The organism is Kluyvera sp. CRP, assembly GCF_019930565.1.
Lineage (GTDB): Bacteria > Pseudomonadota > Gammaproteobacteria > Enterobacterales > Enterobacteriaceae > Kluyvera > Kluyvera georgiana_A.
The window spans coordinates 2,834,097-2,846,017 of the sequence record NZ_CP082841.1; the positions used below are offsets into that span (position 1 = coordinate 2,834,097).

The window sequence follows — 11,921 nt, forward strand, 5'->3', positions numbered from 1 at the left end:
TCCTTACGCGCTCAACAGCTGCTTCATATCTTCTTCAACGGTGGTCACGGAACGCAGACCAAATTTCTCGTTGAGCACAGCCAGCAGGTCCGGCGTGAAGAAGCCTGGCGCCGTCGGGCCAGTAACGATGTTTTTCACGCCGAGCGACAGCAGGGTCAGCAGAATCACGATCGCTTTCTGTTCGAACCAGGAGAGCACCAGCGACAGCGGCAGATCGTTGACGCCACAGCCCAGTTTCTCTGCCAGAGTGACCGCCAGGATGATGGCAGAGTATGCATCGTTACACTGACCGGCATCCACCAGACGCGGCAGGCCTTCGATATCGCCGAACTCCAGTTTGTTGAAACGGTATTTACCGCAGGCCAGAGTCAGGATCAGGCAGTCGTCCGGCACGCTGGTGGCGAAGTCGGTGAAGTAGTTACGTTCGCCGCGCGCGCCGTCGCAGCCGCCCACCAGGAAGATGTGACGCAGTTTTTCACGGCTCACCAGGTCAATCAGGGTATCAGCTGCGCCCAGTAGGGTCTGACGACCGAAACCTACGGTGATCAGGTGCGGAATTTCGCTGTACGGGAAGCCCGCCATTTGCTGGGCCTGGGCGATAACTGGACCGAAGTCATCGCCTTCCAGGTGGCTCACGCCCGGCCAGCCGACGATGCTACGGGTCCAGATACGGTCGTCGTAGGCGCCAACGGTTGGGTCGATGATGCAGTTAGAGGTCATCACGATCGGTCCTGGGAAGCGGGCGAATTCAACCTGCTGATTCTGCCAGCCGCTGCCGTAGTTACCGATCAGGTGTTTGAACTTACGCAGTTCCGGGTAGCCGTGCGCTGGCAGCATTTCACCGTGGGTATAGACGTTAACGCCGGTGCCTTCGGTTTGTTCCAGCAGGTTGTAGAGATCTTTCAGGTCGTGACCGGAGATCAGGATGCACTTACCTTCAGTGGCTTTCACGTTGACCTGAGTCGGGGTCGGGTGGCCGTATTTGGTGGTTTCACCAGCGTCCAGAATGCTCATCACTTTGAAGTTCATCTGGCCGATTTCCATAGAGCACTCCAGCAGAGCGTTCATATCGGTAGGCCAGGTGCCCAGCCACGCCATGATTTTGTGGTACTGAGCATAGATGTCGTTGTCGTACTGGCCGAGAACGTGGGCATGTTCCATGTAAGCTGCCGCGCCTTTCAAGCCGTACAGACACAGCAGGCGCAGACCGAGAATGTTCTCACCGATGGTGGCTTTGTCTTTGTTCGGGGTAAATTCCGCCGCCTGTTTTTGCAGATCGCCCAGATCGTCACTGACCAGTTGCAGGTCAGCCATCGGGTTATCGACGGTGGCGTTAGCGTCTTTGGTCAGGCACTGCGCTTTCAGCGCTTCACGCAGGGCAATCGCTTCACGGGCGTAGCCCACGATACGCGGAGAGTCGAAGTTAACGTTGGTCAGAGTGGAGAAGAACGCGCGCGGGGCGAAGTTATCAACGTCGTGGTTGATGATGCCGTATTCACGCGCCTTCACCGCCCATGCGGACAGACCTTGCAAAGACGCAATCAGCAGATCCTGCAGATCGGACGTTTCAGCCGTCTTACCACACATACCCTGAGCGTAAGAGCAGCCGTTCCCTGCCGGAGTACGGATGGTTTGTTCACATTGCACACAAAACATGGGTCACACCTTTTTAAAGTTATATTTAATATACATGTTTAAGGGTAAGCCTGAGACTCAGCCTTGAAAAGGCATTTTTAGTGCAACTTAAAGGGAGGTTGATTTAGCGCAATTTTGGCGGCAGCGAAGGCTACCGCCATGGAGGTATCAGGCGGTGAAGAAGGCCATCATCAGCGGTACGAGCAGGCTAAGAATAAAACCGTGGACGATAGCGGGAGGGACCATTTCCACGCCGCCGGAGCGCTGGAGGACCGGTAGGGTGAAGTCCATTGACGTTGCGCCGCACAGGCCAAGCGCGGTGGAGCGACTGCGGCGTACCAGGCCGGGAATGAGCATAATGGCCAGTAGTTCGCGCGCCAGGTCATTAAAGAAGGTGGCGCTACCGATTACCGGGCCATAGGCGTCGGTCAGCAGAATACCGGACAGCGAGTACCAGCCAAATCCGGAGGCCATCGCCAGACCGGTTTTAATGGGCAAACCAAGCAGAAACGCATTGATGACGCCGGCAACCATCGAACTGGCTACCACGACTAACGCAATCACCATGCCGCGGCGGTTGAGAATAATTTGTCGCAAGGTCATGCCGCTGTTTCTCAGCTGAATACCGACCAGGAACAGCAAGAAAATGAGCGTATATTCGCTGGCATCGGTGGCGTGCTGTAAAAAGGAAAGCCCGCTGAGTCCGAGAACAAAACCAGCAATAACCACAAAGCACAGCTTTAATGATTCCAGCGCCATCGCGAGGCGTGAGGGTAATTTTTCCTGATGATGAGGATGTCCCCACGGCAACACTTTTTCCAGCCACAGCAGTGCCGCAATATTGCAAAGTAAAATAACCACAATGCTAATAGCAGAATAGTGGAAGATAGATAATAGATTCGCTGCCAGATTATCCAGAAATGCCAGGCTGATCCCCATAAAGAAGAGAATCAGATAAACAATCCAACTGAGCAGGCGATTGATCAGCTGCAGCGCACCGCGGTGGGTAAGGGGAATCAGATAGCCGATAACCAACGGCACCAGAATGATGAGCAGTCCCGATAACATAACGAACACGCTTCCTTGTAGTATTTAAATCGCGCACAGACACTACCGAAAACCGCATACCGAGTAAAGCTGCGAAAAAAGAAAGACCCGGCTTTACCGGGTCTTTCTTTGCCGGGTTGGCGCATTCACGCCATGTCCGGTTTACAGAAGGCTTATTTCTTTTCCAGCAGGGTGCGATAAATCACGCCGCCCAGGATACCGCCGATGATCGGCATCACCCAGAACAGCCACAGCTGGTCAAGCGCCCAGCCGCCCTGGAAGATAGCGACCGCGGTACTACGCGCCGGGTTAACGGAGGTGTTAGTTACCGGAATGCTGATGAGGTGAATCAGAGTCAGAGCGAGGCCGATGGCGATCGGTGCGAAGCCTGCCGGGGCATTTTTGTCGGTTGCGCCGTGGATCACCAGCAGGAAGCCGCAGGTCAGTACGATTTCAATCACGATAGCGGAAAGCATTGAGTAGCCGCCCGGTGAATGTTCGCCGTAACCGTTGGAGGCGAAGCCGCTGGCTGCCGCGTCAAAGCCCGCTTTACCGCTGGCGATTAAATACAATACGGCAGCGGCGATAATCCCGCCGACAACCTGTGCGACAATATAGCCAATCACTTCTTTGGCCGGGAAACGACCGCCAGCCCACAGGCCCAGGGTCACTGCCGGGTTAAAATGGCCGCCAGAGATATGGCCAACGGCAAATGCCATGGTGAGAACGGTTAAACCGAACGCCAGCGCAACGCCCGCAAAGCCAATCCCTAATTCCGGGAATGCTGCAGCCAGAACGGCGCTACCGCAACCACCAAATACCAGCCAGAAGGTGCCAAAGCACTCTGCAGCCAATTTTCTAAACATAACCACCTCGAATTAAAAATTATTATCGTCATAAAGGGTGACGACTGAATATATCCCTACCAAAATGGGTGGCAGGCATAGTCCTCATTATTTTAAAAACGAACGTCATCCCTCACCAGTTAAATAAATAGCCGAACTTTGATACAAAACAATGTGGTGTTATTCCTTGAGCAATTTATTCTTTGAAGTAGAGTGTAGTGCATTATTTTCGGAATAATCGTGGAAGGTGATAGAGAACGCACTTTATTACTTTCAGCGGTTAATAAAGCATCACTCCGTACGCAAGCGGCGTGCCAGTCTGGTGTCAAGTGCGACGCATGCCGCTATACTGCCGATAACGAAGGGATGGCAGCTATCGTGTTACGGAGGGGTTATGCTTCTTGAGCGCACCGAAATTGCAGGGTTTCGCGGCATTAATCGATTATCGTTGATGCTGGAGGAGAATAACGTCTTAATCGGCGAAAACGCGTGGGGTAAATCGAGCCTGCTGGACGCGCTGACGCTGCTGCTTTCACCGCACGATGAGCTGTATCACTTTGTCTATAACGATTTCTGGTTTCCGCCCGGCGATGTGCAGGGACGTGAGCACCATCTGCACATCATACTGACTTTTCGCGAAAACGAACCCGGCCGCTACCGGGGCCGACGCTACCGTGGGCTCTCCGACTGCTGGACGCTGTGCGACGACGGTTTTCGACGTATTTTCTACCGCCTGGAGGGTGAACTGGCCGCCGACGGTAGCGTGCTGACGCTCCGTAGCTTTATCGACAGCGATGGTCAGGCGTTGGACATTGACGATATTGACGGCCAGGCGCGCGAGTTGATTCGCCTGATGCCCGTACTACGCCTGCGTGATGCCCGTTTTATGCGCCGCATCCGCAGCGGCACCGTGCCGGATGTGCCTGACGTTGAAATCACCGCGCGCCAGCTCGATTACCTTTCCCGCGAGCTGGTGACGAGCCCGCAGAATCTCAGCGATGGCCAGATACGCCAGGGGCTGGCGGCGATGGGACAACTGCTGGAACACTACTTCTCTGAGCAGGGCTCTGGCCCGGCGATTCAACGCTTGATGCGCCGTCGCTCGCACGACGAGCAGCGCAGTTGGCGCTATCTGGATTTGATTAACCGTATGATCGACAAGCCCGGCGCGCGCAATCACCGGGTGATCCTGCTGGGCATGTTCGCGACGCTGCTGCAGGCGAAGGGGACGGTCAAACTCGATAGAGACGCGCGTCCGCTGCTGCTCGTGGAGGATCCGGAAACGCGGCTGCATCCGATTATGCTGTCGGTGGCCTGGAATCTGCTGAACTTGCTGCCATTACAGCGTGTGGCGACCACCAACTCCGGTGAGCTGTTGTCGCTCACGCCAATGCAGAACGTTTGCCGTCTGGTCCGTGAGTCCTCCCGCGTATCGGCATGGCGGCTGGGGCCGGAGGGAATGAACGCCGAAGACAGTCGCCGCATTTCGTTCCACATTCGTTTTAATCGTGCCTCATCGCTGTTTGCGCGCTGCTGGCTGCTGGTGGAAGGTGAAACCGAAACCTGGGTGATTAACGAGCTGGCGCGCCAGTGCGGGCACCATTTCGATGCTGAAGGGGTCAAAGTGATTGAGTTTGCCCAGTCCGGACTCAAACCGTTGATTAAATTCGCTCGTCGAATGGGGATAGAGTGGCACGTGCTGGTCGATGGGGATGAGGCAGGAAAAAAATATGCGGCCACGGTGCGCAGCCTGCTCAACAACGATCGTGAAGCCGAACATCATCACCTGACGACGTTGCCCGCGCCGGATATGGAACACTTTATGTACCGGCAGGGGTTTTCCAGCGTTTATCACCGCGTGGCGCAATTGCCGGAAAACATCCCGATGAATATGCGCCGGGTGATCACCAAGGCGATTCACCGTTCATCGAAACCCGATCTGGCGATTGAAGTGGCGATGGAAGCCGGGCGGCGCGGTATTGAAGCCGTTCCGCCCTTGCTGAAGAAAATGTTTTCCCGCGTCGTCTGGCTGGCGCGCGGGAAGGCAGATTAACGCTGGACTGTTTCGGTAATTTGCTGCTGGAGCTCGTCCAGCAGCGCATAGCGACGGCGGTACTCCGCGCGCTTCTTGCTGGCAATCTCTTCCATCGTTTTACGCGCCAACGTCAGCGGTAAAACGTAATCACCTTCCTCGTCGGCCTGTGCCCCCAACGACGTCCAGAAACTGTTGTAGTCGGCATGCAGCTTGCCGCGTTTTTTATGGCGGTAGCGCAGGCTGCGATAAATGTGCGTTTCGTTGCTGACGGCACGCACGTGTGCAACGGACAGCAGTGACCCCAGGGTTAACAGCGCATCCACCACCAGACGTTTCGGGAATAAGCCGTGGCAGGCTTTGGTGGCGGCTTGAATCAGCTGGTGCGGCACGTCCGCTTTCGCCCCTTGCAGGCCGCCGACAAAGAACGTGTCAACCCCGTTGTACTGGCACAGCGTAAACGTCAGTTCCGCCAGCACGGTGTCGTTCTCGTCCTGGAAAACAATCGTCGCTTCGCCTTCTTTATCCAGCATTGCATCCGCGCACAGACGAATGCTGTATTGCTGTCCGTCTTTACCACTAAGCGTGGTCAGCAGCGCGCCGCGTGGGGAAAGATAATGATTGGCGACATTTTCCGGTAGCCTGGCCAGCAACTGCTGGTAGTGCCAGCACAGCGCATCAATGGTTTGCTGGTGGCTCAGGTGCGTACACAGCCACGGCCGATGCAGTCGGCACGGCAGGCCAGGCTGTACGTTCAGAATTTGCATCAGCTGCGGTTGTTTCGCCAGACTGCCCAGCAGTTTACCGGTCATTCGCGGCGTGCTCAGCGAGCGCAGCAGGAATTTACGTCGGTACGCCGGGTTTTTCCACGCACGGCCGGGCGCAAGCGTGCCGGTCGACAGTAGTCGAAAAAGGTGCCAGCTGGATTCAGGTTGTGGATGTGCGGAAGCGGAAAAATCGACAAGGCTCGACATAGGAAAAATCTCGTTAAGGAGGTTTTGCCTATTTAATCAACGGAACCTTCAACGTAATTTCAACAAATGCAAAGAATGTGAAGATTACATTTTGTTTATGAATGGTTTAAGTTTGGTGATGTTCATTTTTAGCTGTTTTATACGCGCTGATGACTCAGCGCGCAGAAATTTACATTAAGGCTGATGGAACAAGCCCGACATTTGGCTTTGAATTGCATCCATCAGTTCATAGCGACGGCGATATTCCGCACGTTTTTTACTTGCGATTTCAGCAATATCCTTGCGGGCGATGGCAACCGGAATATGGAAGTAGCCCTCGTTGTCGCGCTCGCCGCCCACCGCTTCCCAAAACGTGTCGTAATCGGAAAGAATCTTTTTATTCTTATCCTGGTAGCGTTCGCCGCGGAAAATGTGCACATCGTTACTGACGGCCAGGATCTGATCCACGTGCAGGCGTTCAGCAAAGCGGCATACAGCTTCCATGACCAGGCGTTTCGGGAACAGACCGTGGCAGGATTTGGTGGCATTCTGAATCGCTTCGTGCGGCAAATCGCGTTTGCTGCCCTGGAGGCCGCCAATAAACAGCGTGCGCTGGTTCTGGTAGTCAAGCAGGGTGAAGGTCATCTCCGCCAGCACATCGCCGTCGGCGTTGCGCATCAGAATAGTGCTATCGCCTTCTTTATCCAGATTAATCTGCATGGTCAGCTCAAGAGTAAAGGTGTCACCATTTTTCCCTTCAATCTGCGCCAGCGTTAAGGCCTGTGTATTCAGGTAGGTGGTTAACTCTTCGGAGGACATCGCCTCTGACAGCAGCGTATAGTGATAACGCAGCGCGTCCAGCACCTGGTGACGGCTAAAATTTACCGCCAGATACGGGCGATGCAGACGCACCGGCAGGCGAGGCTGGCGCGTAAGCAGGGTATCCAGATGGGACCATTGGGACAGTTCGTTCATCCATTCGCGGCTCAGACGTGGCATCAGTAAAGAGCGCAGCATAAACTTCCGACGAAAGCTACGCTTGTTCCAGAACTCACCTGGACGCCATTGCCCGCTAAACAGGCTAAAAAAGAGGCCGAGGGCGGAAGGGTGGCGGGAAGTCTCGAATGAATTTTCGCTGAGCTGTGACATGGTTTACTATCCAGAATTACATATGAATGGCGATTTTAACATCACCATGATGAATCAATTAGCGGGGCAGGGGTATTTGCTCAGACTTTTCTTGGTTTGTTTAGCTTGCATTGAAGTTTGATTTCACATTGTGTCGATATTTTCGGGGATTTCAGGATTTTATGATCATCAAGGGAAAACTAAAAAAACGCTACTGGCTGATGCTTGCCGTGCTTATCGTGGCGCTCATTGCCGTCTGGAAAATGCTCAACGCACCGTTGCCCAATTACCAGACGCTCATTGTGCGCAAAGGCTCGCTTGAGCAGAGCGTGCTGGCCACCGGTAAGCTTGACGCGCTGCGCAAAGTTGACGTCGGCGCGCAGGTGAGCGGGCAGTTGAAAACCCTGTCAGTGAACATCGGCGATAAGGTGGTAAAAGATCAGCTTTTAGGCGTGATTGACCCTGAACAGGCGCAGAACCAGATTAAAGAAGTGGAAGCGACGCTGATGGAGCTTCGCGCGCAGCGCAAACAGGCAGAAGCGGAATGGAAGCTGGCGAGCGTCACCTTCTCACGCCAGCAACAGCTGGCGAAAACTCAGGTCGTTTCGCGCCAGGATCTGGATACCGCCGCCACCGATATGGCGGTAAAACAGGCGCAAATAGGTACCATTGATGCGCAGATTAAACGCAATCAGGCCTCACTCGATACGGCCAAAACCAACCTTGACTACACCCGTATTGTGGCGCCGATGCGTGGCGAAGTGACGCAAATTACCACGCTACAAGGGCAGACGGTGATAGCCGCTCAGCAGGCGCCCAACATTCTGACGCTGGCGGATCTCAGCACCATGCTGGTGAAAGCTCAGGTTTCCGAAGCCGATGTCATTCATCTCAAACCAGGACAGAAAGCCTGGTTTACCGTACTTGGCGACCCGCTGACGCGCTACGAAGGCACCCTGAAGGATATTCTGCCGACGCCGGAAAAAGTCAACGACGCCATCTTCTACTATGCCCGTTTTGAAGTGCCGAACCCTAACGGTGTACTGCGTCTGGAGATGACCGCGCAGGTGCATATCCAGCTCGGTGGCGTCAACGATGTGTTGACCATTCCGCTGTCGGCGCTAGGCGATAGCGTAGGGGATAACCGTTACAACGTGCGTCTACTGCGCAACGGTGAAGTCAAGACGCGTGAAGTGGTCATCGGTGCGCGCAACGACACTGACGTAGAGATTGCCAAAGGGCTTGAAGCGGGCGATGAGGTGATCATTGGAGAAGGTAAAGCCGGAGCGGAACAATGACCGCACTGCTTGAGCTAACCCAGATTCGCCGCAGCTACCCGTCGGGAGACGGCAGCGTTGAGGTCCTCAAGGGTATCTCACTGCAAATTAACGCCGGCGAGATGGTGGCGATCGTCGGGGCTTCTGGTTCGGGGAAATCGACGCTGATGAATATTCTCGGCTGCCTCGATAAGCCGACCAGCGGCACCTACCGCGTGGCGGGAACCGATGTGGCGACGCTGGACGGCGATGCGCTCGCCGCGCTGCGCCGCGAGCACTTTGGCTTTATTTTTCAACGTTATCACCTGTTGTCGCACCTGACGGCGGCGCAGAATGTGGAAGTGCCGGCGGTGTACGCGGGCGTGGAGCGCAAGGCGCGGCTGGCGCGGGCAAAGGAGCTGTTGCAACGTCTGGGGCTGGCGGATCGCGTCGATTATGCGCCTTCTCAGCTCTCCGGCGGTCAGCAGCAGCGGGTGAGTATTGCCCGCGCGCTGATGAACGGCGGCCAGGTGATCCTTGCCGATGAACCCACCGGCGCGCTCGACAGTCGCTCTGGTGAAGAGGTGATGGCGATTCTCCATCAGCTTAAAGAGCAAGGGCACACGATTATTATCGTCACCCACGACCCGCAGGTGGCCGCGCAAGCAGAGCGCGTGATTGAGATTCGCGACGGTGAAATTGTCCATAACCCTCCGGCGCGACAGACGACGGTCGCCCCACGTCAGCCGGTGATACAGGCGGCTTCCGGCTGGGGGCAGTTCAGCAATAGTTTCCGTGAAGCGCTGTCGATGGCCTGGCTGGCCATGGTGGCGAATAAAATGCGCACGTTGCTGACCATGCTCGGCATTATTATCGGTATCGCCTCGGTGGTATCGATTGTGGTGGTGGGCGATGCGGCCAAACAGATGGTGCTGGCGGATATCCGTTCCATTGGCACCAATACTATCGATGTCTATCCGGGGAAAGATTTCGGCGATGACGATCCGCAGTACCAGCAGTCGCTGAAGTATGACGATCTGCTGGCGATCGAAAAGCAGTCGTGGGTCAGCTCGGTGACGCCGTCGGTATCAAAGAATCTACGCATCCGCGCTGGGAATATCGACGTTGCGGCCAGCGTGCAGGGCATTGGTCAGCACTACTTCAACGTTTATGGCATGACCTTCAGCGAGGGCAATACCTTTAATGATGTCCAGGCCGCAGAACGCGCGCAGGTGGTGGTGCTGGACAGCAATACTCGCCGCCAGCTGTTCCCCAATAAGGCCAGCGTGGTGGGGGAAGTGATACTGGTGGGTAATACGCCGGCGACGGTGATTGGCGTAGCGGATGAGAAACAGTCGATGTTTGGCAGCAGCAAGATTCTGCGCGTCTGGTTACCGTATTCAACGATGTCCGGGCGGGTGATGGGGCAGGCGTGGCTGAACTCCATCACCGTGAGGGTGAAAGAGGGCTACGACAGCAGTCTCGCCGAACAGCAGTTGACCCGACTGCTCAGTTTGCGTCACGGCAAGAAAGATTTCTTCGTCTGGAATATGGACAGCATCTTGAAAACGGCAGAACGCACCACACATACATTACAGCTGTTCTTAACGCTAGTGGCGGTGATCTCGCTGGTGGTTGGCGGTATTGGCGTGATGAATATCATGCTGGTGTCGGTGACGGAACGGACGCGGGAAATCGGCATTCGTATGGCGGTCGGCGCGCGAGCCAGTAACGTCCTGCAGCAGTTTTTGATTGAGGCGATTCTGGTGTGCCTGGTGGGTGGCGCACTGGGTGTCACGCTGTCGTTGATGATTGCGCTGCTGCTCCAACTGGTGCTGCCGGGCTGGGAGATTGGTTTTTCGCCGCTGGCGCTGTTGACGGCGTTTATCTGCTCAACTCTCACCGGTGTGCTCTTTGGCTGGCTACCGGCAAGGAACGCGGCGCGGCTCGACCCTGTCGATGCACTGGCGCGGGAATAACGGCGAAAAATAAATGAAAAAATGCCAGTCAGAAGGACTGGCATTTTGACGGCGGGATGTACACAATGGGGCAGTAAACTAGGCGGCTGTTTCTGCTTCCACGGGGATAATCAGGCTAGCATGATTACCTTTCGGCCCCTCGTGGACATCAAACTGGACGGCTTGTCCGGCTTTTAACGTTCTGTACCCATCCATCTGGATGGTGGAGTAATGGGCGAAGATGTCCTCGCCACCGCCTTCCGGGCAAATGAAACCGAACCCTTTGGCATTGTTGAACCACTTAACAGTACCCATTTCCATACTTCGACATCCTTCGTAACTCTATTATACGTTTATAAGTAGATGGAATGAACCGGTGGTGGAGTCAGGAGTTGTTCAAAACCTCACCAACTCTCGCCAGTACAATTTAGATATTTCGCACAGTGCGTCAAGCGTTTGCGGAGGGCTAAAGGGGTAAAATGCATCAAAATTTGAAGCAGTTAACGCTATTGACGGGAATGTGACAGAGTTCGCGAATGGCAGCTATAGGTGATAGTTATCTATGATCTACAGTAAATTGAGAGCCTGTATGTGCAAGAACGAAAGGTAACGTGCTGGCCGGGGAAATGTGTCATTAATCCTGTCAATAATACGGAGCCATACGTGTACGCAGCCTCGTCAGCAGCAATTGATGACACCGACGATGATGACTGACAATGAGTAAGACCAGAGACTGGCTGGACTTCGACCAGCTTGCGGCAGATAAACTTCAGGATGGGCTTAAACCCCCGTCAATGTATAAAGTGATATTGGTCAATGATGATTACACTCCGATGGAGTTTGTTATTGACGTGTTACAAAAATTCTTTTCTTATGATGTAGAACGCGCAACACAGTTGATGCTAACGGTTCACTATCAGGGTAAAGCAATTTGTGGTGTTTTTACGGCAGAAGTCGCCGAAACCAAAGTTGCGATGGTGAATCAGTACGCGAGGGAGAACGAGCATCCGCTACTGTGTACGCTGGAACAAGCCTGATACAGGCATGAAAATTGGGGGGAGGTGCCT

The 11,921-nt window shown here is 54.7% G+C and carries 10 protein-coding genes; 4 read left to right on the forward strand and 6 right to left on the reverse strand.

All coding sequences use genetic code 11. The features are described from left to right. Positions 1-3: 3 nt before the first annotated feature. The 3 genes from hcp to aqpZ form a co-directional block, all read right to left on the reverse strand. Positions 4-1,656: a hydroxylamine reductase gene (gene hcp, locus K7B04_RS13320; protein WP_223802231.1), complete on the reverse strand. Its 1,653-nt coding sequence runs from the start codon at positions 1,654-1,656 to the stop codon at positions 4-6. Between the two features lie 147 nt (positions 1,657-1,803). Next, positions 1,804-2,703, reverse strand: a complete 900-nt coding sequence (locus K7B04_RS13325) for a lysine exporter LysO family protein (protein ID WP_167576304.1) — start codon at positions 2,701-2,703, stop codon at positions 1,804-1,806. A 152-nt stretch (positions 2,704-2,855) separates the two neighbouring features. Then, positions 2,856-3,548: an aquaporin Z gene (gene aqpZ, locus K7B04_RS13330; RefSeq protein ID WP_064548706.1), complete on the reverse strand. Its 693-nt coding sequence runs from the start codon at positions 3,546-3,548 to the stop codon at positions 2,856-2,858. Between the two features lie 373 nt (positions 3,549-3,921). On the opposite strand from aqpZ, the gene K7B04_RS13335 reads away from it, so the two are divergent. After that, complete coding sequence (locus tag K7B04_RS13335; protein WP_163447750.1) at positions 3,922-5,580, forward strand: ATP-dependent endonuclease; 1,659 nt, start codon at positions 3,922-3,924, stop codon at positions 5,578-5,580. Here the strand turns inward: K7B04_RS13335 and K7B04_RS13340 are convergent. Continuing rightward, a complete protein-coding gene (locus tag K7B04_RS13340) occupies positions 5,577-6,533 on the reverse strand; it encodes a VirK/YbjX family protein (protein WP_223802232.1) in 957 nt (318 codons plus the stop codon). The genes K7B04_RS13335 and K7B04_RS13340 overlap by 4 nt on opposite strands. Before the next feature lie 174 nt (positions 6,534-6,707). Next, positions 6,708-7,661 (reverse strand): VirK/YbjX family protein, encoded by a 954-nt coding sequence (locus K7B04_RS13345; protein WP_223802233.1) that lies wholly within the window; start codon positions 7,659-7,661, stop codon positions 6,708-6,710. A 161-nt stretch (positions 7,662-7,822) separates the two neighbouring features. Here K7B04_RS13345 and macA point away from each other — a divergent pair, with 161 nt between their 5' ends. After that, positions 7,823-8,938, forward strand: coding sequence for a macrolide transporter subunit MacA (gene macA / locus K7B04_RS13350; RefSeq protein WP_223802234.1), 1,116 nt, complete (start codon positions 7,823-7,825; stop codon positions 8,936-8,938). Beyond that, positions 8,935-10,875: a macrolide ABC transporter ATP-binding protein/permease MacB gene (macB, locus tag K7B04_RS13355; RefSeq protein WP_223802235.1), complete on the forward strand. Its 1,941-nt coding sequence runs from the start codon at positions 8,935-8,937 to the stop codon at positions 10,873-10,875. Before macA ends, macB begins: the two co-directional genes overlap by 4 nt. Before the next feature lie 78 nt (positions 10,876-10,953). Here macB and cspD read toward each other — a convergent pair whose 3' ends face one another. Further along, on the reverse strand, positions 10,954-11,175 hold the full coding sequence (gene cspD, locus K7B04_RS13360) for a cold shock-like protein CspD (RefSeq protein WP_163447745.1): 222 nt from the start codon (positions 11,173-11,175) through the stop codon (positions 10,954-10,956). Between the two features lie 395 nt (positions 11,176-11,570). Between cspD and clpS the strand changes: the two genes are divergently transcribed. After that, positions 11,571-11,891 carry an ATP-dependent Clp protease adapter ClpS gene (clpS, locus tag K7B04_RS13365; RefSeq protein ID WP_064548721.1) on the forward strand — a complete coding sequence of 107 codons (321 nt, stop codon included), beginning with the start codon at positions 11,571-11,573 and terminating at the stop codon, positions 11,889-11,891. The last annotated feature ends 30 nt before the right edge of the window (positions 11,892-11,921 follow it).

What these genes read in the sequence shown, in the direction of transcription:
- K7B04_RS13345 (WP_223802233.1), bottom strand. Translation starts at nt 7,661, where the DNA reads ATGTCACAGCTCAGCGAAAATTCATTCGAGACTTCCCGCCACCCTTCC.
- K7B04_RS13325 (WP_167576304.1), bottom strand. Translation starts at nt 2,703, where the DNA reads ATGTTATCGGGACTGCTCATCATTCTGGTGCCGTTGGTTATCGGCTAT.
- macB (WP_223802235.1), top strand. Translation starts at nt 8,935, where the DNA reads ATGACCGCACTGCTTGAGCTAACCCAGATTCGCCGCAGCTACCCGTCG.
- K7B04_RS13340 (WP_223802232.1), bottom strand. Translation starts at nt 6,533, where the DNA reads ATGTCGAGCCTTGTCGATTTTTCCGCTTCCGCACATCCACAACCTGAA.
- aqpZ (WP_064548706.1), bottom strand. Translation starts at nt 3,548, where the DNA reads ATGTTTAGAAAATTGGCTGCAGAGTGCTTTGGCACCTTCTGGCTGGTA.
- clpS (WP_064548721.1), top strand. Translation starts at nt 11,571, where the DNA reads ATGAGTAAGACCAGAGACTGGCTGGACTTCGACCAGCTTGCGGCAGAT.
- K7B04_RS13335 (WP_163447750.1), top strand. Translation starts at nt 3,922, where the DNA reads ATGCTTCTTGAGCGCACCGAAATTGCAGGGTTTCGCGGCATTAATCGA.
- macA (WP_223802234.1), top strand. Translation starts at nt 7,823, where the DNA reads ATGATCATCAAGGGAAAACTAAAAAAACGCTACTGGCTGATGCTTGCC.
- hcp (WP_223802231.1), bottom strand. Translation starts at nt 1,656, where the DNA reads ATGTTTTGTGTGCAATGTGAACAAACCATCCGTACTCCGGCAGGGAAC.
- cspD (WP_163447745.1), bottom strand. Translation starts at nt 11,175, where the DNA reads ATGGAAATGGGTACTGTTAAGTGGTTCAACAATGCCAAAGGGTTCGGT.